The organism is Mesorhizobium dulcispinae, from assembly GCF_033977345.1.
Lineage (GTDB): Bacteria > Pseudomonadota > Alphaproteobacteria > Rhizobiales > Rhizobiaceae > Mesorhizobium > Mesorhizobium dulcispinae.
Window position 1 is genome coordinate 49909 of sequence record NZ_JAVIIY010000010.1, and the last position, 20648, is coordinate 70556.

20 protein-coding genes are annotated in these 20648 nt (G+C 65.2%); 8 read left to right on the forward strand and 12 right to left on the reverse strand.

Annotated features, from left to right (window positions below; genetic code table 11):
- Positions 1–14: 14 nt before the first annotated feature.
- Together RFN30_RS21170 and RFN30_RS21175 are read right to left on the reverse strand one after the other, a co-directional pair.
- Positions 15–398, reverse strand: coding sequence for a VOC family protein (locus RFN30_RS21170; RefSeq protein WP_320264030.1), 384 nt, complete (start codon positions 396–398; stop codon positions 15–17).
- A 107-nt stretch (positions 399–505) separates the two neighbouring features.
- Positions 506–715, reverse strand: coding sequence for a hypothetical protein (locus RFN30_RS21175; RefSeq protein ID WP_320264031.1), 210 nt, complete (start codon positions 713–715; stop codon positions 506–508).
- A 140-nt stretch (positions 716–855) separates the two neighbouring features.
- On the opposite strand from RFN30_RS21175, the gene RFN30_RS21180 reads away from it, so the two are divergent.
- Positions 856–1233, forward strand: a complete 378-nt coding sequence (locus RFN30_RS21180; protein WP_320264032.1) for an SgcJ/EcaC family oxidoreductase — start codon at positions 856–858, stop codon at positions 1231–1233.
- Between the two features lie 27 nt (positions 1234–1260).
- Here RFN30_RS21180 and RFN30_RS21185 read toward each other — a convergent pair whose 3' ends face one another.
- Complete coding sequence (locus RFN30_RS21185; protein WP_320264033.1) at positions 1261–2190, reverse strand: LysR family transcriptional regulator; 930 nt, start codon at positions 2188–2190, stop codon at positions 1261–1263.
- Between the two features lie 98 nt (positions 2191–2288).
- Here RFN30_RS21185 and RFN30_RS21190 point away from each other — a divergent pair, with 98 nt between their 5' ends.
- Positions 2289–3299, forward strand: coding sequence for a zinc-dependent alcohol dehydrogenase family protein (locus RFN30_RS21190; RefSeq protein ID WP_320264034.1), 1011 nt, complete (start codon positions 2289–2291; stop codon positions 3297–3299).
- Positions 3300–3546: 247 nt separating this feature from the next.
- Here RFN30_RS21190 and RFN30_RS21195 read toward each other — a convergent pair whose 3' ends face one another.
- From RFN30_RS21195 to RFN30_RS21205, 3 genes are read right to left on the reverse strand one after another with little or no spacing between them, the layout of a single operon-like run.
- Positions 3547–5835 (reverse strand): xanthine dehydrogenase family protein molybdopterin-binding subunit, encoded by a 2289-nt coding sequence (locus tag RFN30_RS21195; RefSeq protein ID WP_320264035.1) that lies wholly within the window; start codon positions 5833–5835, stop codon positions 3547–3549.
- Positions 5832–6815, reverse strand: coding sequence for an FAD binding domain-containing protein (locus RFN30_RS21200; RefSeq protein ID WP_320264036.1), 984 nt, complete (start codon positions 6813–6815; stop codon positions 5832–5834). The genes RFN30_RS21195 and RFN30_RS21200 overlap by 4 nt, the downstream gene beginning before the upstream one ends.
- The gene (locus tag RFN30_RS21205) at positions 6812–7312 is read right to left on the reverse strand and encodes a (2Fe-2S)-binding protein (protein ID WP_320264037.1); all 501 of its coding nucleotides are present in this window, start codon (positions 7310–7312) and stop codon (positions 6812–6814) included. The genes RFN30_RS21200 and RFN30_RS21205 overlap by 4 nt, the downstream gene beginning before the upstream one ends.
- 260 nt (positions 7313–7572) lie before the next feature.
- Between RFN30_RS21205 and RFN30_RS21210 the strand changes: the two genes are divergently transcribed.
- The gene (locus RFN30_RS21210; protein WP_430699072.1) at positions 7573–8196 is read left to right on the forward strand and encodes a TetR/AcrR family transcriptional regulator; all 624 of its coding nucleotides are present in this window, start codon (positions 7573–7575) and stop codon (positions 8194–8196) included.
- Between the two features lie 122 nt (positions 8197–8318).
- Here RFN30_RS21210 and RFN30_RS21215 read toward each other — a convergent pair whose 3' ends face one another.
- The 3 genes from RFN30_RS21215 to RFN30_RS21225 are packed head-to-tail and all read right to left on the reverse strand — an operon-like array spanning position 8319 to position 13349.
- Positions 8319–8699: a response regulator gene (locus RFN30_RS21215; protein ID WP_320264038.1), complete on the reverse strand. Its 381-nt coding sequence runs from the start codon at positions 8697–8699 to the stop codon at positions 8319–8321.
- Positions 8696–12286 carry a CheR family methyltransferase gene (locus RFN30_RS21220; protein WP_320264039.1) on the reverse strand — a complete coding sequence of 1197 codons (3591 nt, stop codon included), beginning with the start codon at positions 12284–12286 and terminating at the stop codon, positions 8696–8698. Before RFN30_RS21220 ends, RFN30_RS21215 begins: the two co-directional genes overlap by 4 nt.
- Complete coding sequence (locus tag RFN30_RS21225; RefSeq protein ID WP_320264040.1) at positions 12240–13349, reverse strand: chemotaxis protein CheB; 1110 nt, start codon at positions 13347–13349, stop codon at positions 12240–12242. Before RFN30_RS21225 ends, RFN30_RS21220 begins: the two co-directional genes overlap by 47 nt.
- 126 nt (positions 13350–13475) lie before the next feature.
- Between RFN30_RS21225 and RFN30_RS21230 the strand changes: the two genes are divergently transcribed.
- The 4 genes from RFN30_RS21230 to RFN30_RS21245 all read left to right on the forward strand — a co-directional run bounded on the left by RFN30_RS21230 (position 13476) and on the right by RFN30_RS21245 (position 16701).
- Positions 13476–14306, forward strand: coding sequence for an aldo/keto reductase (locus tag RFN30_RS21230; RefSeq protein WP_320264041.1), 831 nt, complete (start codon positions 13476–13478; stop codon positions 14304–14306).
- Between the two features lie 239 nt (positions 14307–14545).
- Positions 14546–15613 carry a glycosyltransferase family 2 protein gene (locus RFN30_RS21235; RefSeq protein WP_320264042.1) on the forward strand — a complete coding sequence of 356 codons (1068 nt, stop codon included), beginning with the start codon at positions 14546–14548 and terminating at the stop codon, positions 15611–15613.
- Positions 15588–16280 (forward strand): class I SAM-dependent methyltransferase, encoded by a 693-nt coding sequence (locus tag RFN30_RS21240; RefSeq protein WP_320264043.1) that lies wholly within the window; start codon positions 15588–15590, stop codon positions 16278–16280. The genes RFN30_RS21235 and RFN30_RS21240 overlap by 26 nt, the downstream gene beginning before the upstream one ends.
- A complete protein-coding gene (locus RFN30_RS21245; RefSeq protein WP_320264044.1) occupies positions 16258–16701 on the forward strand; it encodes a GtrA family protein in 444 nt (147 codons plus the stop codon). Before RFN30_RS21240 ends, RFN30_RS21245 begins: the two co-directional genes overlap by 23 nt.
- Positions 16702–16721: 20 nt before the next feature.
- Here the strand turns inward: RFN30_RS21245 and RFN30_RS21250 are convergent, their stop codons facing one another.
- The 3 genes from RFN30_RS21250 to RFN30_RS21260 form a co-directional block, all read right to left on the reverse strand.
- Positions 16722–17345: a hypothetical protein gene (locus tag RFN30_RS21250; RefSeq protein WP_320264045.1), complete on the reverse strand. Its 624-nt coding sequence runs from the start codon at positions 17343–17345 to the stop codon at positions 16722–16724.
- Positions 17332–18495, reverse strand: coding sequence for a putative hexosyltransferase (locus RFN30_RS21255; protein ID WP_320264046.1), 1164 nt, complete (start codon positions 18493–18495; stop codon positions 17332–17334). The genes RFN30_RS21250 and RFN30_RS21255 overlap by 14 nt, the downstream gene beginning before the upstream one ends.
- Before the next feature lie 465 nt (positions 18496–18960).
- Positions 18961–19233 carry a hypothetical protein gene (locus tag RFN30_RS21260; protein ID WP_320264047.1) on the reverse strand — a complete coding sequence of 91 codons (273 nt, stop codon included), beginning with the start codon at positions 19231–19233 and terminating at the stop codon, positions 18961–18963.
- A gap of 239 nt (positions 19234–19472) precedes the next feature.
- Here RFN30_RS21260 and RFN30_RS21265 point away from each other — a divergent pair, with 239 nt between their 5' ends.
- Positions 19473–20477 carry a LacI family DNA-binding transcriptional regulator gene (locus RFN30_RS21265; protein ID WP_320264241.1) on the forward strand — a complete coding sequence of 335 codons (1005 nt, stop codon included), beginning with the start codon at positions 19473–19475 and terminating at the stop codon, positions 20475–20477.
- The last annotated feature ends 171 nt before the right edge of the window (positions 20478–20648 follow it).

Sequence of the window (20648 nt, forward strand, 5' to 3'; positions counted from 1 at the left end):
CGAGCAGAATTTCGTCACCGGCTCTGGGCCGGCTGGAACAGTTCCACCAGATTGCCGGAAGGATCGACCAGCAGGATCTGCGAACCGCCCGGACCCGTCACGATTTCATTGCGGAAGCTGAGGCCCGCCGCCCGCAGCCGGGTAACCTCGGCCGCAAGGTCCTCGACGATCAGGTGGATGCGGTTCCAGCCGCCCGGGCCCGGCCGCTCGCCATCGGGCATCGGCCTGCCCGCTGAACTCGTGGGACCACTCAGGAGCAGCCGAAGCGCTCCCCGCGCGACGTCGGCGAAGGCCGGCGCATGGTTCGAAAGCTGCTTGAAGCCCAGGTGCTCCGTGTACCAGGCCACCGCCTCCTCGACGTCATTGACCATGTATCGGACGTTTACAGTCGTGGGCATCGTCTCGCCTCGCTGACCTCGCCGCAAATCCCGGAAAAGTGCGTAGCGGTCTTCCGAGAGATAGAGCGGTTCGCTGTTTCCGTGAAGCGGTGAAATGCGCCGGCCGGCTACCGCCAGGCAGCCTCATTCTTCTGCTCATAGTCCCGAAAGGCCTTGATCAGGCCGCCCAGGACCTCCGCCGACGTTTCGAACATTGCCTTGAACTGGGGCTCATCGACCTTTTCGATGTCTTCCCGCAGGTGAGCTTGAATCTCCTGGAGTGCTTTCTGCATTTTCTGCGTGTGATGCAGCGGATCGCGGTCGGCTACGCTTGCCATGGTCCATCTCCATTCGTGAAGCGCTCGTCAGCAAACGCGGGCGATGGAGGCGGGTTCCGACGCCGGGCATTGCCAGTGGCGGCGGTTGCACCACGTATTGAGCGGATCCGACCGCCTTACGATTGCAAGGAAGCGAACCAATGACCGATGACGAGGCCGCGATCCGGCGGGTGGTCGAGACCTGGATGGCGGCGAGCCGCAAGGGCGACCTGGAGACGGTGCTCGGCCTGATGACGGACGACGTCGTCTTCATGGTTCCCGGCAAGGCGCCATTCGGCAAGGAAGCCTTCGCCGCCGCCTCGAAGGGCATGGGCGAGACAAGGATCGACGGCGACAGCGACATCGTCGAGCTCAACGTTCTCGGCGACTGGGCCTATATCCGCAACCGCATCGACATGACGGTGACGCCGCCGGGTGGCGAGCCGGTGCGGCGCTCCGGCTATACGCTGACGCTGCTGCGCAAGGAAGGCGACGGGCGCTGGCGGCTGGCGAGGGATGCGAATTTGCTGGCGGGGTAGGGACTTGTCGCGAGTTTGCCGCGGTCCTCATCGCCGCCACGGCGGCTCGGGTGAAAATCGCTTACCGATCCAGTCGGCGAAGGCACGGGTCTTGGCGGCTTGGCCTTTGGCCGAGGGCATGACGACATAGACCGCGCCCTCGTCGGCCAGCGTCCAGTCTTCCAGGATCGGCACCAGCCGCCCGTCGGCGAGCTCGCGTCCGACCAGCCAGTCGGTGCTCATCATCAGGCCTGCGCCCTGCACGGCGGCTTCGACCAGCACCTCGGCGTCGTCGCTGACCAGCGGCCCCGAAACCTCGACGCGCACGCGCCGGCCTTCGCGGTCGGTCATCTCCCAGGCCGGGAAGGTCTGGAAGCCGGTGAAGCCGAGACAGGAATGTTCGAGCAGCGCCTGCGGTGTCTGCGGCCGGCCTTTTCGGGCGAGGTAGGAGGGCGCGGCGCAAAGCAGCCGGCGCCGCGTCGCCACCTTGCGCGCCACCAGGCGAGAATCCTCCAGGCTGCCCAGCCGGACAGCGACGTCGAAATTCTCCGCGACGAGATCGGCGAAGCGGTTGGAGAATTCGGCTTCGATGCGCACGTCCGGGAACTCGGCGAGGAACTGCGGCAGGAACGGTGCTATCCACATGCGGCCGAACGTGCCGGGCAGCGCCAGCCTTAGCAGGCCGCGCGGCCCGCCGCCCGCATGTGCGGAGGCGGCGGCTTCGGCCTCGTCGACTGAGGCGAGGATGGCGCGCACGCGCACAAGGAATTCCGCGCCCGCCTCGGTCAGCGATACGCTGCGCGTCGTGCGGTGGAGCAGCCGCACTCCCAGCCGCTCTTCCAGCGACTGCAGCCGACGCGACAGGATGGTCGCGTCGCGCCCGACTTTCGCTGCCGCCCGAGTGAAGGAGCGCGCCTCGGCGACAGCCGCGAAGGCGGCCATTTCGGCAAGGGTGGAGGGTTCATGAGATTGCTGCATGATTTGCAATACTCAAATGCAGAAGCCGACAATTATCAAGGAATAGAGCAGCAGATAGGTTCACTCAACCCTTGATCGGTTACCCACGGAGTGAACCCATGAAAGCCATCGAACTCAGCCAGCCCAGGCTGGACGCCTTCCGCGCCGCCAGCGTCGCCACGCCCGAACCACAACGCGGCGAGGTGCTGATCCGCCAGCGCGCGGCGAGCCTGAATTTCGTCGACGTCGCAGTGGCGAGCGGCAATTATCCTGGACCGGTCTTCCCGCTCATTCCCGTCGCCGACGGCGCCGGCGAGATCGTCGCGCTCGGCGAGGGCGTGACAAGGTTCGCCGTCGGCGACCGCGTCGTCGCCCACGCCAAGCCGCGTTGGATCGGCGGCCGGCCGCGGCCTTACGAGATGACGCAGATGCGCGGCATCTCGCTGCCCGGGTCGCTCGCAGAATATGTGGCGCTGCCGGCCAATTCGGTCGTGCCGGTTCCGGCGCATCTCTCCTTCGAGGCGGCCTCGACGCTCCCCATCGCCGGCACCACCGCCTGGAACGCGCTGCGCGCCGCCGATGTCGGGCCGGGCTCGGTCGTCGTGCTGCTCGGCACCGGCGGCGTTTCGATTTACACGCTGCAGCTTGCCAAAGCGGCCGGCGCCACCGTCATCATCACCTCGTCGTCGGACGAGAAGCTGGAGCGGGCCAAGGCGCTCGGCGCCGATCATCTCATCAACTACCGCACGACGCCGGACTGGGACGGCAAGGTACTGGAATTGACTGATGGCCTCGGCGCCGACCTCGTCGTCGAGACCGGCGGCACCGCCACCTTCGCCCGAGCGGTCAACGCCACCGCGCCCGGCGGCACGCTGTTCACCATCGGCTTCGTCACCGGCGCCGAGGCGACCGTCAATCTGCTGCCGATCATCATCAAGGCGCTGAAGGTGGTAGGCAACAACACCGGATCGGTGTCCGACCTGCGCGACGCCGCCCGCGCCGTCGGCGCTGCCGGGATCGAGCCGTTCGTCGACAAGGTGTTTTCACAAAACGAGGCGACCGAAGCCTACACCCACATGGCCGCCGGCGGACTGCACTTCGGCAAGTTGGTATTCCGCCTGGATTGGTAAGGGATGGCTGACGCTGGAAATTGGCGAAAGCGGGCAGACTGCCGATCTCCTCCCTTGTGGGGGAGATGTCCGGCAGGACAGAGGGGGGCGCTGTCCCGCCGGCGTATCAGCTAATCCGTGGTCGGATACTTTCGTAAGTTACCAATGCACCCAGCGTTGCCGGAGAGGTCTCGTTCCTTCGCGCCCCCCTCTGGCCTGCCGGCCATCTCCCCCACTTGGGGGGAGATCGGCAGCTTCTACGCCGGCGCTAAATCAACTTCTCCAGTGTGATCGGCAGGTCGCGCACCCGCTTCCCCGTCGCATGGAACACTGCGTTGGCTATCGCGGGCGCCACGCCGACGATGCCGAGCTCCCCCACGCCCTTGCCGCCGAGCGCGGAGGAGTGCGGGTCGGGGATGCCGACCGAAATCGTCTGGATGTCGGGGATGTCGGCGTTGGTCGGCAGCATGTAGTCGGCGAGGTTGCCGTTGACGATGCGGCCGTGGCGGCGGTCGACGATGCCTTCTTCGAGAAGCGCCTGGCCGATGCCCATGATGATGCCGCCCTTCCACTGGCTCTCGGCCAGCTTCGGGTTGTAGAGCCGGCCGGAATCCAGCGCCGACACCACGCGCGACACGCGCGCGGTGCCGAAATCCTCGTCGACGCGCACCTCGACGAAATGCGCGCACCAGGAATGGCGCGAATAGTCGCCCTCGGTATGCGGCAGCGCAACGGCGATGGTGGTGTAGTTGTTGTAGCGCTGCTGTGGCGTGAAGCTGGCCGGAACGGTGTCGCCCTTGGCCTCGATCCGCTCGCGGCCAAGCATGCTCATCAGCTCGGGAATCGAAATCTCCGGCCCGTCGCCGCGTGGCGAGGCGATGCGGCCGTCCTTCACGACCAGCGTGTTCGCCTGCAGCCCATGGAAGGGCGAGCGCGGATCGGAGAGCGCCAGCCCGATCAACTCGTCCAGCGCCTGGCCGGCCGCCTTGTAGACGGCACCGGTCATGACGCCGGCGAGGCGCGAGCCGCCGGTGACGCCGGCCCGCGCAAGACGCGAGTCGCCGAGCTTCACCGACACGCGTTCCACCGGCACGCCGAGCGTCTCGGCGGCGGTCTGCGCCAGGATCGTGTAGGTGCCCTGGCCCATGTCGATGGAGGAGCTTTCGACCTCGGCCGAGCCGTCGGCCAGGAGCTTCACCACCGCCTCGCCATAGGCGCGCCGCACCGGATAGGTGCCGGCCGCCACGCCCCAGCCGATAAGCTGGTGGCCGTCGCGCATCGAGCGGGGCGCCGGTGAACGCTTCGCCCAGCCGAAGGCTTCCGCGCCGACGGCAAAGGCTTCGCGCAATTGGCGTGTCGACCACGGCTTCCTCGCATGCGGATCCCGCTCGGCATAGTTGATCAGCCGGATCTCCAGCGGATCCAGTCCAAGCTCATAGGCGAGCTCGTCGATCGCGCATTCGATGCCGAAGGCGCTCGGGTTCTCGCCAGGCGCACGCTTGGCGCCCGGCACCACCGTGTTCACCCGAACCACATTCTGCTTCGAGGAAAAGTTGGAAGTGGCGTACATGATCGAGGTGACCGAACCGAGCGGCTCGACCCACATGCCGTCGACGGCGGTCTCGTTGACGCCGCGATGCACGATCGACTGGATGCGGCCTTCGCGGTCGGCTCCGATCGCCACCGTCTGCCGTGTCGCGGCGCGGCCGCCATAGGAGGTGAAATTCTGCGGGCGGTTGAGCACCAGTTTCACCGGACGGCCGAGCATTTTGGCCGCTGCCGCCGCCACCGCGCTGTGCGCCAAGGCCAGCGCCTTCGAGCCGAAGCCGCCGCCAATATAGGGCGAGACCAGCCGCACATTCTCGAACGGGATCGAAAACCATTCGGCATAGGTGCGCGCCATGCCGTCGAGCCACTGGCTCGGCTCCCAGATGGTGAGCGCGTCGCCTTCCCAGTGCGCGATCAGCCCATGCGGCTCCATCGCCGCCTGGAACTCGCGCGGCGTGTTGTAGGCCGCGCAGACACGCACCGGCGCTTCGGCGAAAGCGGCTTCGGCGTCGCCCCATTCCTTGGTCATGGCATCGATCGGGATACCGTCGGTGCCGTCGCTCAAGTCGACGATGGCCGGCGTCTCGTCATACCAGACCTTGACGAGTGCGGCCGCCGCCACCGCCTGCTCGAAGGTCTCGGCCACCACGGCCGCGACGTGCTGGCCGGAAAAGGTGACCTCGCGGGCAAGGGGACAATAGGTTTGTGTGGCCGGCGGGTTGCCCAGCCAGTCCGAAGCGCCCTTCAGCTCAATGATGGTGTCGGGCGTCAGCACCGCAAGCACGCCCGGCGCAGTTTCCGCCGCGCGAGTGTCGATCGCAGTGACCTTGCCGGCGGCAATCGTCGCGCCGACCATCACGGCATGCGTGAGCCCTTCGAGCTGCTGCTCGAAAGCGTATTTCGCCGCGCCCGTGATCTTGGCCGGGCCGTCGACGCGCGACAGCCTGCCGCCGACCGCTTCGAGGCGCGCGCTGTCGGACGCCGCATGTTTCATGTCATGAACGGTCATGCCGTCTCTCCCAATTTGAGGATGGCGCGCGCGATCACGCGCGGCGCCAATGCGATCTTGTAGTGATTGGCGCCATGGTCGATCGCGCCCTCCATTGCGAGCTCGCTCGCCTCGCGCACGATCTCTTCGTCGAGCGGCTTGCCTTTCAGCGCCTCCTCGACTTCGCGCGCCCGCCACGGTTTCGTGGCGACGCCGCCGAGCGCGACGCGGATGTCGCGGATGGTGCGGCCGTCGCCTTCCAGTTCCAGCCCGACGGCGGCACTTGCCGCCGCGAATTCATAGGACTGGCGATCGCGGATCTTGAGGTAGGTCGAGCGCCGCGCGGCAGCCGAGCCGGGGATCTCTATTCCAATGATCACCTCGCCTGGGCGAATGTCGTGCTCCTGCTCGGCTGTCGCGCCGGGAGCGAGGAAGAAGTCCTCCACCTTCAGCTTGCGCTCGCCCAGATCGACCTCGGCGTCGAAGGCGACGAGCGCGATGGCGAGATCGCCCGGATAGGTGGCGATGCAGGCCTCGCTCACACCGAGCACCGCATGGCCGCGCGTCACACCGCCGATGGCCGAGCAGCCGCTGCCCGGCGCGCGTTTGTTGCAGGCCGGGAAGTTGGCGGGATCGCGGAAATAGGGGCAGCGCGTGCGCTGCATCAGATTGCCGCCGATGGTCGCCATGTTGCGGAGCTGCGCCGAGGCCGCTTGCCACAGCGCCTCCGACACGGCCGGGAAGTGGCTCTTCACTTGCGGGTTGTCGGCTACATGGCTCATCTTCGCCAGCGCGCCGATCACGGCACGGTCGGCGGTTACATCGATGGCGCCGAGCCCCTCGATATGACTGATGTCGATGACGGTCGAGGGTTCGGCGACGCCGCATTTGGCGAGGTCGACCAGCGTCGTGCCGCCGGCAAGCAGCATGGCGCCGGGAAGGGCGGCCGCGTTCCGCGCGGCCTCGACGCTATCGGCGCGGAGGTAGGAGAAATCTTTCACGAGCGGAGCTCCTGTGCTGCCTGGCGGACGGCGGCGACGATGTGCGGATAGGCGCCGCAGCGGCATAGATTGCCGGCCATGTATTCGCGGATCTCATCGTCGGAGCCGGCATGGCCCTCGCGGATGCAGGCCACTGCCGACATGATCTGGCCCGGCGTGCAATAGCCGCACTGGAAGGCGTCTTGTTCGAGGAAGGCGGCCTGCACGGCATGAAGCGTGCCGTCCTCGTCGGCGAGCCCCTCGATGGTGGTGATCGAGCGGCCCTCGACCTGTGCGGCAAGCGTCAGGCAGGCAAGCACGCGCTCGCCGTCGACATGCACCGTGCAGGCGCCGCACTGGCCTTGGTCGCAGCCCTTCTTGGTACCGGTCAGATGAAGCCGCTCGCGCAACGCGTCGAGCAGCGTCACGCGCGGCTCGACGTCGAGCGCATGGGTCTGGCCGTTGATGGTGAGATGGATGGATAAGGTGGTGGGGCTGATGGTGCTCTGGTCATTCATGAGGCGTCGGGCTCCGGTTGCTGGACGCTAGGCGGATGGAAATGGGGCTTGGGAGGAGAGGGGCAAGGGCGGCGATTGTGGAGAGGCGCCGGCGGCGGAGAGAACAATCTCCCCCGCGCGGGGGAGATCACGCTCTCGTCATCAACACGTGACATACCGCTTCCCCTGATTATATGATAAAGGTACTCCACTAAAACGGAGGCGCCTCCGCTTATTACGTGGGGGCTGACCCGCATGGGTTCAAGCCCCATATTGCGAGAGTGGAGAAAAAACTGACTGAACAGCCGCCAGAGACTGCCGAAAAGCTGGAAACGCCGGCACCAAAGCCGTTGCGCGCCGACGCGCAGCGCAACCGCGACAAGCTCGTCGAGGTTGCGGCGCAGGCGTTCGCGGCCGACGGCGTCGACGCCTCGCTGGAGGAGATCGCCAAGCGGGCAGGGGTCGGCATCGGCACCCTCTACCGCCATTTCCCGACGCGCGAGCATCTGGTCGAGGTGGTCTATCGCCGCGAGGTGGAAGGGCTATGCCACGCGGCTGGCGAACTCGCTCAGCTGCATCCGGCCGATGTCGCGCTGGAGCTCTGGATGCAGCGCTTCGTCGACTACATTGCCACCAAGCGCGGCCTGGCGACCAGCCTGCGGGTCCTGCTGACGACCAACTCGACGCTGTTCTCCGACACCTCGGGGCGCGTCTCAGGCGCCATGAGGCGCCTAATCGAGGCTGCCGCCGCCTCGGGAAAAATCCGCGCCGATGTCGACGCCTCCGACGTGATGCACGCGCTCGGCGGCATCTATTCCGCCCCCAACACGCCCGACTGGCGCGAGCGCTCGGGCCGGCTGGTGAAGTTGCTGATGGACGGGTTGCGGTTCGGAGCGAAGGGGTGAGGCTCCCCCTTCTCCCCTTGTGGGAAAAGGTGTCGCCGAAGGCGACGGATGAGAGGTACTGGACAGAACGAGACGGAATCAGGGGCCTTGAATCATCGGCGCCTCGTTTCTTCCAACACCCCTCAATGCTCGCGATTGCCAAACCGCGCGACCGCCTCGATCAGTACCCTGGTGTCGACGGGCTTCGACAGTCTCGGCGAATCGCGGAACTGGTCGGGAAAGACCGTGGCGCTGTCATAGCCGGTGAGGAAAACAAAGGGGACGTCGCGGGCTGCGAGATGCTCGGCGAGAGGGAAGCTGCGTTCGCCTTGCAGGTTGACGTCGAGCACCGCACCATCCAGCTCGACGCCGTCGATCTGCTCGAGCGCCTGTTGGACGGAGGGCGCGGGTCCGACGACATCGCAACCTGCATCGGCCAACTCGTCGGAGAGATCGAGCGCAACCAGGAAAGCGTCCTCGACGACGAGGATCCGCAGGCCGGCTAATGGAGCGCTCTTGTTCATTCGTCGTCGGGCAACAGGTCGACAGCTTCCGTCTGGGGCAAGGGAATCTCAAGCAGGCACTCCAAGCCGCCTGGCCTGAAGTTCAATTCGACACTCCCTCCCAACTCGTACTCTAAACTCTGCTGGATAAAAGTCGTTCCAAAGTTCCTACGGGAGGGCTCTTCCACCGTCGGGCCGCCGATTTCCTTCCAGGTGATCGACAAGATGTCCGGCTTTTCGATGCGCCAGGAAATATCAACGCGGCCTTTGTCGCTGGTGAACGCGCCATATTTGGCTGCGTTGCTGGCCAGTTCGAAGAAAACCAGACCGAGCGTGGCCGCCGCGCTCGCGTTAAGCTGGAACGGTTCGCCCTGAATGACCACGTTCTGGCCTGAATAGCCGCCATAGGAAGACAGCGTCGCCCGCACCAGCCCTTCGAGATCGGCGCCTCCCCAGTGGTAAGAGGTCAGCAATTCGTGCGTGCGAGCCATCGCCTGGAGACGGGCCTGAAAGGCGCTCGCGAAATCGTCGAGCGATTCCGAGGAACGCACCATACGTGAAGTCAGCGCGGTGATGGTGGCGAGGATGTTCTTCACGCGATGCTGCAATTCATGCAGCAGCCGCTCCTGGTCGCGCTCGGCATTCTTGTGGCTGGAAATGTCGATCAGGGTGCCGATCGCGCCGCGCACCTTGCCAAATTCGTCGAACAGTGGATTGGCCGACATCATCACGTCGATGCTCGAGCCGTCCGACCGCGCGACTCGCGCCTCGTAGCCGGGGATGGCCTTGCCCGTCCGCATTGCCTTTTGCAGGGGCTGATCGTCCGTGTCGACCGTGGCGCCGTCGATCATCAGCGGCAGCTTGGCCGGCACTGGCGTTAGCTTGCCGTCCGCGGCGCGCAGGCCGGCGAGTTCCGCCGCGCGGCGGTTGGCGCGGATCGCGTCGCCGTTGCCGTCCTCGGCGATGAAGATGCCCACAGGCACCAGGTCGAGCAGCGTCTCGAGGCTTTCGACACGGTTGCGAAGATCGTGCGAGAGCACGCCGATCCTTTCCTCCGCCCGCGCGATCTGGGTGACGTCGACGAAGGTGACGACCAGGCCGGCGATGACATTGTCGACAGTGCGGTAAGGCAGCACGCGCATGATGTAGCGCCTGCCATTGTCGATGCCTTCCACCTGCCGCTCGATCGTGCCAAGCTTCTGCAGCACCTGCTCCATGTCGGTCTGCAGACCGTCGGCGGGAAAACGCGGGCGCACATGCGCGAGCGGCCGGCCGACATCGCTTTCGACCAGCCTGAACAGATCGCGCGCCGTCGGCGTGAAGCTCTTGATGCAGAGGTCGCGGTCGAGGAACACGGTCGCGATCTGGGTGCTTTCGAGAAGGTTCGCCATGTCGTTGTTGGCGCGGCTGAGCTCGTCGACGCGGATGTTGAGCTCGGCATTGACGGTCTGCAGTTCCTCGTTGATCGACTGCAGTTCTTCCTTTGAGGTTTCCAGCTCCTCGTTTGACGATTGCAGCTCCTCATTGATCGAGGACAGTTCCTCGTTGGAGGACTTCAGCTCCTCGTTCGAGGATTCGAGCTCCTCCGTCGTGATCTGCAGCCGCTCCCTGGTTTCCCTGAGCTCCTTTTCGAGCTGGCTGACATTGGCGCTTTCGACATCGTCGGTCGTGTGGACCGGTTCGTCCTCGGCCTCAGGCTTGATGCCGCCGACATCCCGGAAGACCAGCATGTAGAGCGAGTCGTTCGACCCGTCGGGCGGCAGCGGTTGCACCGCGAGGCTGATCGTCTGGCGCCCGCCATTGGTGCCGATGCTGATCTTGTTCTGGACCGCCACCTGTCCGGTGCCGACAGCCTTGTGGAGCGCGGCCCTCAAATCCATGCGCAGCCCGCGCCGCGCCATGGAAAAGACGTTGTTGTCGGGGGCGCCGGCGGCGAGCTCCAGATATTTGCCGGTGCCTCCGGAGCTGTGCATCAGCTCGCCAGCGGCATTGATGACCACATAAGCGGGCGAATAGCGCTCGACCAGCAGGCGCTCCGCAACGTCCTGCAAGGTTACCGTCGTCGCCCGCTGGCGCGCATGCGGGGTTGTCTGCCTGGCCGCGGCAGCGAGCGGGAATTCCGGCAGCCGGTGCGCCGCGCCGCCGCGCTTCTGGAAGATGCGGCTCGCCTTGTCGATGGTCGAGAACAGTCGCGCGTGACGCGTGACATTCTCCGAGGAGCCGAGAAAGAGATAGCCGTTGTTGCGCAGCGCGTAGTGGAAGATCGGGACGATCTTCTCCTGCAGTTCCGGTCCCATGTAGATCAAAAGGTTGCGGCAGGCGATCAGGTCGAGCCTGGAGAAGGGCGGATCGCGCAGCAGATTGTGCGCCGAAAACAGGCAGACTTCCCGCAGCTCCGAAGCGACCCGGTAGGTGCCGTCCTCGCGCGAGAAGAACTCCTTCAGCCGCTTCGGCGTGACGTCGGTCGCCATCGTCGCCGGGTAGCGGCCGGCGCGCGCCACCTCCAGCGCGCGCTCGTCTATGTCGGTGGCGAAGATCTGCAGGTTGGGTGAGGCGGCACCGCGCGGCGCGGCCTCCTTCAAGAGCATGGCGATCGAATAGGCTTCCTCGCCGGTGGCGCAGCCCGGCACCCATACCCTTATCGTCTCGTCCGGCTTGCGGTCCTCGAAAAGCTTGGGAATGACGAAGCGTTCGAGCGCATCGAACGCCTGCGGGTCGCGGAAGAAGCTGGTGACGCCGATGAGCAGGTCCTGGAACAGAAGATCCACCTGCTGCGGCTCGTCGCGCAGCCGTTCGTAGAAGGCGGTGGGGTCGTCGATCTGCAGCACCTGCATGCGGCGCTGGATGCGCCGCAGGATGGTGTTGTCCTTGTAGCCGCTGAAATCATGGCCGGTGCGCGTGCGAAGCAAGGCCGCGATGCGCGAAAGCTGCTCGGCCACCTCACGCTTGCGGCGGTCGCGCTCGCTTTCGGTACGGTTGGCGTGGCTGAAATAGCCGACCAGCTTGTCGGCCATCTCTTCCGCGGGAAGCACCATGTCGACCAGGCCGCTCTGGACGGCGCTGCGCATCATGCCGTCATATTCGGCGCTTTCCTGCGCAAGAGTCAGGCCGCCGTGCTCCTTGATTGCCCTCAGACCGATGGTGCCGTCGCTGCCGGTTCCGGAAAGAATCAGCCCGGCCGCATGTTCCGACTGTTCCCGCGCCAGCGAGGTGAAGAAATCGTCGATCGGCGTTCGCCTGGCGCGTGTTGCGGCCATCTTGGCCACGCGGAACTGCTGTTTCTCGATAGTCACCGAGACGCCGGGAGGAATGACGTAGATATGGTCCGGCTCGATCTCCACACCCTCCGCCGCTGTTTGTGTTTCGATCGCGGTTGAGCGCTGGATGATGCTGGCAAGCACGCTTTCGTGCTCGGCGTCGAGGTGTTGAATCACCACATAGGCAAAGCCGCTGTCGGACGGAACTTCGGGGAAGAATTTCTGCAGCGCCCCTATGCCGCCGGCCGACGCGCCGATGCCGATGATGGGGAAAGGCGCGGGCTCTTTCGCGCCCTCGCTTGAACTAGCCCTTGCCTTCCTTGTGCTTGCCTTCCTCGCCGCCTGCGCCATCGTGTGTTGCCTGCACCCGCCTGCTTTCGAGGATGCGCTCGATCAGAGCGGCATCCGCTTCGTATTCCCTGGCCCGCTTGCCGAACTCGTTGGCGAGCTCGGCGCTTTGCTGTGTCTTTTGTCGCTCGGCCATGCGCCGGGCAAACTCTGCCCGCTGCTGGTGCGATCGCAGCAAGCTCCACAAGATCTCGTCGGCCTCGATCGCCTGCGCTTCCATCACCGCTTCGGTGGTGAATGCGTGCCCGGTATGGCATCGATAGCGCAGCATGTCACCGTCTTCGATCTCCCACAGTGGCCCGTGGCATTCGGGACATGTAAACACCGACAGTTCACCAAGTCGATCTTCATTCTTCATGGTCGAATGCTCCTGCGCGGCTACCGCTGCCTCCAGCCTCACACCCGGTGGCGCGGGGAAGGTCTCGCCGGCTGGTTCGGCCGCCAATTTCCCGAGCAGACCGCCGAGCTTCGCGGCCGGAAGACAATGGTCGATCTCGACGTAATGCAGCGCGCTTTCCACCATGGAAGGCACCAGCGTGTCCCTCGGGTGCTGCACGACCGTAAGCCCCCCGACAGCCTTGATGGCCCTCAAGCCGGCGGTGCCGTCGGATAGCGAACCTGAGAGCAGCACGCCGATGACGCTGGCGCCATAGCTCAGTGCCGCCGAGCGGAACAGCGGGTCTATCGCCGGCCGGGCGAGGTTTTCGCGCGGGCCGCGCCGCAGCATCATGTGATCGTCATGCAGGAGGAGGTGGAAGCCGGGCGGAGCCACATAGACTTTGCCGGTCTTGAAGGTCGCGCCGTTCTCGGCCACCGAAGCCTTTAGCGCTCCCGCGCGGTCCAGAATTTCCGGGAGATAGCTCACCTGACCCACGTGGAGCACGATGAAGACGGCTGCCGGCAGATCGGCGGGCAGGTCGCTCGCAATCTTCTTCAGCGGTTCGACCCCGCCCGCCGACGCGCCGATCACGATGATGAAGCGGTTGCGCGCCTGTCCTTGCGGCGAGCTTGTCTCATTCTCGCGAGCAGGTGAAACACGATTTCGAACGTCGGCCATGGCACCCATGGGTTGCCCCTAATCATAAGTCGGCCAAGGGGACTAGGTTCCATGGCGCGGCGTTGTCATCGACTCGCATTACTGAAAGCGCAGCCTAGATAGAGCGGGGCAAACACCGTGCAGAAGGACATCCGCATGCCTGAACAGCTGACATTGAACGACGGCGCCACCATTCCCCAGATCGGGCTTGGCGTGTGGCAGGTCGATCCGGACATCACGGCCAGGGTCGTGCGCTGGGGGATCGAGGCTGGTTACCGCCTGATCGACACCGCCGAGGGCTACCGCAACGAGGAAGGCGTGGGCGAGGCGATCCGCGCCGCCGGCGTGCCGCGGTCTGAGCTGTTCATCATCTCGAAGCTGCGCAATGGCGCCCATCAGCGCGACGCGGCGCTGCGCGCCTTCGACGACACGATGCAAAAGCTCGGCATCGACCAGATCGACCTCTTCCTTATCCATTGGCCGGTGCCCAGCCAGGACAAATATGTCGGGGCCTGGAAGACGCTGGTCGAGTTGAAGCAGGCCGGTCGCATCAAATCGGTCGGCGTGTCGAACTTCAACCTGGACCATCTGGAGCGCATCATCGGCGAGACCGGCGTCACCCCCGCCGTCAACCAGATCGAGCTGCATCCACGCTTCCAGCAGCGAGACAAGCGCGAATTCCACAAGAAGCACGACATCAAGATCGAGAGCTGGAGCCCGCTTGGCAGCGGCCGGCTGCTCGCCGACCCGACGCTGGAGGGCATCGCGAAGAAGCACGGCAAGTCGGTGGCGCAGGTCATCATCCACTGGCATCTGCAGGAGGGATTGATCGTCATCCCGAAGTCGGTCCATCAGGAGCGCATCGCCGGCAATTTCGACGTCTTCGATTTCGAACTGGACGGCGAGGACATGCAGACCATCCGCGGGATGGACTCCGCCGACGGTCGCACCGGGCCGGACCCCGCGACGGCGGCGTTTTTGTTCTGACGCATCGCAGCGTCCAATCTCCCTGGGGGCTCATGCGGGGATGTCCGGTCGACCTCCGCAGCGCAGCCGCTGCGGAGGAGGCGATCATCCGCGCGGTCGAGCACTGCGGAGGCGGATTTGCGGGTCGTAAATCCGACTGCGAGGCGGCAAGGCGAGGCTTGCGGCACGCCGGTAGGAAAAGATTTCTAAATTAGCCGTCTCTCATGGAACTTTGTGGCGGGTCTTCCATTTTCAACGGCATGCGAGACTCTGTCCACGGCATACGGACGCGGGCAAACGTGCTATCCCCACGCTACTCATTGGTGCTGCCGATATACAATGAGGAAGAAGTCTTGCCTCGGCTGGTCGAGCGGATCAGCGCACTGACCACACGGTTGGACGGAGAGACCGAAGTCATCTTCGTCGACGACGGAAGCAGCGATAAAAGCGTGAGGTATCTGCGCCGCATCGTCGCCGCTGAACCGAGCTTCAGGCTGATCGAGCTTTCCCGCAACTTCGGCCATCAGATCGCCATCACCGCCGGCATGGAGGCGGCGGCGGGCGAGGCCGTCATCGTCATGGATGCCGACCTGCAGGATCCGCCCGAGGTCGTTCTGGAACTGGTGGCGAAATGGAAGGAAGGTTTCGAAATCGTCTATGCAAAGCGTGTCAGGCGCGAGGGCGAATCCTGGTTCAAGCGCTTCAGCGCGAGCCTTTTCTACCGCGTCCTTGAGAGGATGACGCCGGTCGACATCCCGCGCGATGTCGGCGATTTCCGCCTGGTCGGCCGTAAGGCGCTGGAGACGTTCAAGCGCATGCCGGAGCACGATCGCTTCGTCCGGGGCATGTTCGGCTGGATGGGCTTCAAGCAGGCGGCGGTGCCGTTCGAGCGCCCGGCGCGCGCCCTGGGCGAGACCAAATACCCGTTCTGGAAGATGCTGAATCTTGCGCTTCACGGCATCATCGGCTTCTCGGAACAGCCGTTGCGGCTGGCGCTCTGGACCGGATTGGCCATTTCCGCACTTGCGGTGCTGTTTGGCGCCTACGCCATCTTCTCCTGGATCTTCGACACCGGCGTTATTCCCGGTTGGACCTCCACGGTGGTGATCGTGTCGCTGTTCAGCGGCATCAATCTGTTCATGACCGGTGTGGTCGGGCTTTACGTCGGCAGCATCCATGCCGAGGTCAAACGGCGCCCGCTTTACGTGGTCGATCGGCTAAGCGGCTTCGACAGGCGGATGCGCGTCGCCTCCGGCGCGAAACGCGCATCGTTCCGCAAGTCCGGCAGCGGGGTTACAGCGGATGTCCGAACTCTTCGACCGTTATAAATCCAGCTATGGCGAGGTGGTCGAGGGCTCGATCCGCTTTTCCGGCCTTCAGCATGACTTTTTCCTGCGTGCCAAAGCCGAGCTTCTGCGGCGACTGGCGGTCGAGCAGCGCCTTCGCCAAGGCGGGGCGCAGGTGCGCGCGCTCGATGTCGGCTGCGGTGTCGGTTCGCTTCATCCCTATCTCGAAGATGCCTTCGATCGTCTCGACGGCTGCGACGTCTCCAAGGAATCTCTGTCGCGCGCCAGCGGCACCAATCCGCACGTTGCCTACAGGGCGTGCACCCCGTCCCGTCTGCCTTACGAGGACGGCACCTTCGACCTGGCTTTCGCGAGCTGCGTTGTCCACCATGTGCCGCCTGCGTCCTGGCGCGATTTCTTCCGCGAGCTGCGCCGCGTCCTGCGCGGAGGCGGGCTCGCCTGCATCATCGAGCACAATCCCTACAATCCGCTGACCCGCATGGCGGTGCTGAGGTGCCCCTTCGACAAGGACGCGGTCCTGCTCAGCGCCGGCAAAACCGCCTCGCTGCTCAGACAGGCGGGCTTCAGCGACATCGGCTGCCAGCATTTCCTGCTTCTGCCATCGGCAAGGCCGTTAGCCAGGAGGCTCGAGCGCGCATTCGCCGGCCTGCCGCTCGGAGCGCAATATGCCTGTTCCGGCCATGCGTGATCATCGTCGCGTCGCCGGCCTGCGGCTCCTGGCACGCTTCGGTACCGTCGGCATCATCGCCACCATCCTCTATGCCGTCCTCGCCGCGTTCTTTTCCCGAGCGGGATGGATCGGCCTCGCGCCGGTGGAAGCGTCGTTCGTGGCTTACGCCGCCGCCGCGCTGTTTTCCTATCTCGCGCACAAGTTCTTCACCTTCATGTCGGCAGGATCGCATAGCGCCGAGGCGCCGCGTTTCCTCTTGCTGACGCTCACCGGTCTGGCCGTGGCCTACGCCGCCCCGATACTGTTGACGGTGAAGCTCGGGCTGCCGTTCGTGGTTCCCGTGCTCGTCACCTGCCTGGTTATCCCGGCGCTCAATCTTCTCGTGCTCGACCGGTGGGTCTTTGCCGAACGCGGTCGCCGGGATGACGGGCCGGTTTGACAGCTTGGCGGTGAGACGGGTCAAAGCCGGTCCAGCCGGAACGATGTCAGCTTGATGGCGCGATTGTAGATATTGCTCGCGGCCGGGCTCTGCGCGATGCCGTCGGGATAGTCGAACGCCATTTCCAGCCTGTCGTTGCCGGCCAGGACTGCCTGCGGAATGACGAAGGACACCGTCGTCGGCGCGGCGCCCGACAGCGTCACCCGATGCACCTCGGTGCCGTTCGCCGAGATGACGATCCTTTGCGAGAGTTGCGGCGGGCGAATGACGGCGTTCATTTCGAGGGTCGCCAGCAGCCCGTCGCGCAACGGCGGCATGGCGAGGCGCAGGCGCGAGGTCTCGCCCAGCGAATGGGTGCCGTCGGCAACCGGGCCTGACCAGCCGCAGACCATCATTGGCATTGCCTCCCTGGCCCCATTCGGCCGGAACGACACCGTTCGGCCTGGCGTGTAACGCCCGACGGCGTCGCGGTTGAGGCAGGTCGTCGTCTTGTCGATGTAGTAGGCGCGGTAGTCGTCGTTGACCTTGGGGTCGAGGGCCAAAGCGAGGACGGCGAGCTCGGCCGCCGCGAGCGCGCCCGCCAGCGCGTAGCAGCAAAGCAGCTGCGCGGGCCTGGTCGATCTCGTCAGCTCAAGCCAGCGCAAGGTGGCCCCCCAGCCACGCCACGGTCATGAAGTAGCAGGTGGCGAGGAAGAAGATCAGGGCGGCCGCGAATGTCGGCTTCGAGGCCGACAGCAGCACGGCCGCCAGCATCGACAGCGGCGCGAGGCCGACGACATAGCGGACCATCGAAGCCAGGTTCGAGGTCAATGGCAGGGTGATGGCGATCGCGCAGAAGAGGGCCGCGCCATATTGCCTGCGAACCGCAAGCATAACGGACAGCCCCAGCCCAGCGATCGCCGTCAGCGCGCTCCACTGCGGCGCCGTCGGCAGCCAGCTGCTCGTGGGATGATAGGACAGCCCGTCCCACAGGAACAGCAGCGGATCGCCCGCCACGCGCCCGAAGGCGCGCTGGACATGGACGAACGCAAAGCCGTCCCCGACCGTGACAGTGAGGTAGAGGATGTAGGCAAACAGGCCGCCAGGCGAGATGAGGATGGCGACGAGGAGGTCCGGCCGGCCAAGCAGCCAGCGCGGGAAGCCGATGACCGATCCGCCCCTGGCGCGATGATCCTCGAACATGCGAATGACGGTCGCGAAAACGGCAAGCACGCCGACAGGTCTCGTTGCCGAGAGGAGCGCGCAGGAGATGCCCGCCGCGAGATAGTTCGAGCGTTTGAGCGCCAGGAAAAGACACGATGTGAGAAGGACGAACAGCGGCTCGGTGAGAAAGGCGGCGAAGTAGAAGGAGAACGGGCCGCTCATCAGGAATGCGCAATAGAGCGCATAGGCCCGCATGTTCTTCTCCATGAGCGGCCATGCCACCAGGCACGAAGCGTAGCCGCATGCGAGCGACGCGACGGTCGCGATCAGGAGGGTGGGGAAAGGGAAGACGGAGCGGATCCCGGCCACCAGCATCGGATAGAGCGGAAAGAAGCCCCAGCGCCCGATATTGGTGTGGCCCGGAATGGGAAAGCGCTCATAGCCCTGCTCGGAAATGTCCACATACCAGGTACAGTCCCACTTGCAGAACGCGCGGGCATAGGCCGCAAGGCTCGGGTCCGCGGACACCGAGGCAAACGCGGCATAGCGAATGGCAAGGCCGCTCAAGAGAAACAGCAGCGGCACCGCCGCCACCGTGATGACCATGAGGCGAATGCCGCTTTTGGCACGCGCCGCATTTTCAAGCGCCAAATCCGCCTCCACCCGTCCGGACGGCATCGCCATCCGCTCCGCGTCGGTCCGGCGGTCCTGGCGGGTCGGCCGTCCAACGCGGCGTCGGGTAAAGCGGCTGCGGGTATTTTAGTTCCGTTGCAAGTATCTAAAATCGGCTGCTTGGCGCGCGGCCCGGTCGGCGGCCCCACCTTCTCCGACAGGAGAGAACCGCTAGGCTCCGCGCTGTCAGTCGCTGGAGCCCGCCCATTCCAAAACCCACCTTCCTTGAATCGCCGCGTGCTATCTCGAGCAGCAGCGCGCGCACCGGCTGACGGCCATGCCCATCATGGACCTGCGAGGAGACGTGCGTCGGCTTCTCGCACTGGCAACGCCGATCGTATCAATACTGTCTCGCCGGCCTGTCGAAAGAGCATCTGCGCCGCCGTTGAACTTTGGACGCGCCTGACCTTCTCTAGACCAGGGAGAAGGAGAGGGCGCGCTCGCCTACCCCTTCGACTCCACCAGGATCACCAGCGAGTCCGGCACCACGCCGTCATAGGCCATCGCATCGGCGGCCGCCTTGCTCTGCATCACGGCCGCGAGCTTGTCCATGTCCGGAACGTCCATCATCACCGCGACGCGTTTCGGGTTCTGCGGGTCGACGAAGGTGCGGATATTGGTGATCCCGAGCGGGCCGAACAGCTCCTTGCGCTTGGGCGATGTAAGCCAGTGGTTCACGTCTTTGCTGATGTCGTGATGGCCGATGATCGTTGGCATCTGAGACCTCCCAAGGTGACGTCGGCGGGTCGAAATCGCCCGCCTTGGCTGCGATCCTTGCGGCATCGAATGAGCGCCGCTTCCGGCAGGCTGTCAATTAGTATTTTCTAATATTGCGCAGCGACGACGGAACGGCTGATCTCCCCGCGGGTCGGAGATTGGCGGCTTCAGCGCCCCGCCTCCTTCTCTTGCAACGGGAGAAGGTCTAGGCTCGCGCCGACACACCCCAGGAGCCACCCATTCCAAAGCCTACCTTCCTCGAAATCGCGCGTCGCGCCGGCGTCGGCACGGCGACAGTGGAGCGCGTGCTGAACGGCAGGGGCGGAGTGCGCTCCGAGACCGTCGAGAAGGTGGTCGCCGCGGCGCGCTCGCTCGATTATCCGCGCCGGCTGCCGGAGGCGCATCGCGGCGTCATCCGCATCGAGGTGATCCTGGTGAGGCCCGACGCCACCTTCTTCGCCAGGCTGTCGCGCGCCTTCGAGCGCATTGCGGCGACGCTCGACCGCAGCATCGCCGTCCACCGCACCTTCCTCGACGAGGCCAATCCGGCGGCGATCGCCAAGCGCATCCTCGAGCCGGATCTGCGGCGCGCCGCGCTCATCCTCGCCGTGCCTGACCATCCGCTGGTGAGCACGGCGCTTCGCAAACTCGAGTCGGAAAACATCCCGACGGTGCAGATCGTCACCCAGATTTCCGGCACCAGGAGCACCTATGTCGGCATCGACAACTACGCCGCCGGGCGCATGGCGGGGCTGCTGATGGCGAAGATGCAAAGGCGGCCGGGCAAGGTGGTCGCGGTCTGTCACAGCCAGATCTACCGCGTCCACCGCGACCGCGTGCGCGGCTTCTTCGACTTCCTGATCGAGCAGGGGCGAGATTTCGAGCCCATGGCCGCCCTTTTCGGTTTCGACGACGGCGACCGCAATGCCGAGCAACTGCACGAGGCGTTTGTGCGCTGGCCGGACCTTGTCGGCCTCTACAATGCCGGCGGCGCCAACACGGCACTGAACGAGGTGCTGCGCCGCCATCCGCGCGGTCGCGACATCTTCTTCGTCGGCCACGAACTCACCGAGCGCAGCACGCGCGGCCTGCGCGATGGCACCATGGACGTCGTGCTCGACCAGGCGCCGGAAGCGCAGGCGCGCCGCGCCATCGACCTGGTGCTGGCAGGGCTCAACCTGCACGATCTGCCGGTCGACAACCCGCCGATCCGTTTCATCACCTTCACCGCCGAGAACCTTTGATCTGATTTGATCAAGGAACCGCGAGCCTTCGCTGCAATTCCGGTGCTAACTCGCCCGTGAACGGGAGGATGAGCGTCTGCAAGGACTCCCCCTCATCCGGCCGCTGCGCGGCCACCTTCTCCCCAAGGGGAGAAGAGGGCCGGCACCGACGCAGCAGCCCGGCTCCTCTCC

What these genes read in the sequence shown, in the direction of transcription:
- RFN30_RS21170 (WP_320264030.1), bottom strand. Translation starts at nt 398, where the DNA reads ATGCCCACGACTGTAAACGTCCGATACATGGTCAATGACGTCGAGGAG.
- RFN30_RS21175 (WP_320264031.1), bottom strand. Translation starts at nt 715, where the DNA reads ATGGCAAGCGTAGCCGACCGCGATCCGCTGCATCACACGCAGAAAATG.
- RFN30_RS21180 (WP_320264032.1), top strand. Translation starts at nt 856, where the DNA reads ATGACCGATGACGAGGCCGCGATCCGGCGGGTGGTCGAGACCTGGATG.
- RFN30_RS21185 (WP_320264033.1), bottom strand. Translation starts at nt 2,190, where the DNA reads ATGCAGCAATCTCATGAACCCTCCACCCTTGCCGAAATGGCCGCCTTC.
- RFN30_RS21190 (WP_320264034.1), top strand. Translation starts at nt 2,289, where the DNA reads ATGAAAGCCATCGAACTCAGCCAGCCCAGGCTGGACGCCTTCCGCGCC.
- RFN30_RS21195 (WP_320264035.1), bottom strand. Translation starts at nt 5,835, where the DNA reads ATGACCGTTCATGACATGAAACATGCGGCGTCCGACAGCGCGCGCCTC.
- RFN30_RS21205 (WP_320264037.1), bottom strand. Translation starts at nt 7,312, where the DNA reads ATGAATGACCAGAGCACCATCAGCCCCACCACCTTATCCATCCATCTC.
- RFN30_RS21215 (WP_320264038.1), bottom strand. Translation starts at nt 8,699, where the DNA reads ATGAACAAGAGCGCTCCATTAGCCGGCCTGCGGATCCTCGTCGTCGAG.
- RFN30_RS21220 (WP_320264039.1), bottom strand. Translation starts at nt 12,286, where the DNA reads ATGGCGCAGGCGGCGAGGAAGGCAAGCACAAGGAAGGCAAGGGCTAGT.
- RFN30_RS21225 (WP_320264040.1), bottom strand. Translation starts at nt 13,349, where the DNA reads ATGGGTGCCATGGCCGACGTTCGAAATCGTGTTTCACCTGCTCGCGAG.
- RFN30_RS21230 (WP_320264041.1), top strand. Translation starts at nt 13,476, where the DNA reads ATGCCTGAACAGCTGACATTGAACGACGGCGCCACCATTCCCCAGATC.
- RFN30_RS21235 (WP_320264042.1), top strand. Translation starts at nt 14,546, where the DNA reads ATGCGAGACTCTGTCCACGGCATACGGACGCGGGCAAACGTGCTATCC.
- RFN30_RS21240 (WP_320264043.1), top strand. Translation starts at nt 15,588, where the DNA reads ATGTCCGAACTCTTCGACCGTTATAAATCCAGCTATGGCGAGGTGGTC.
- RFN30_RS21245 (WP_320264044.1), top strand. Translation starts at nt 16,258, where the DNA reads ATGCCTGTTCCGGCCATGCGTGATCATCGTCGCGTCGCCGGCCTGCGG.
- RFN30_RS21260 (WP_320264047.1), bottom strand. Translation starts at nt 19,233, where the DNA reads ATGCCAACGATCATCGGCCATCACGACATCAGCAAAGACGTGAACCAC.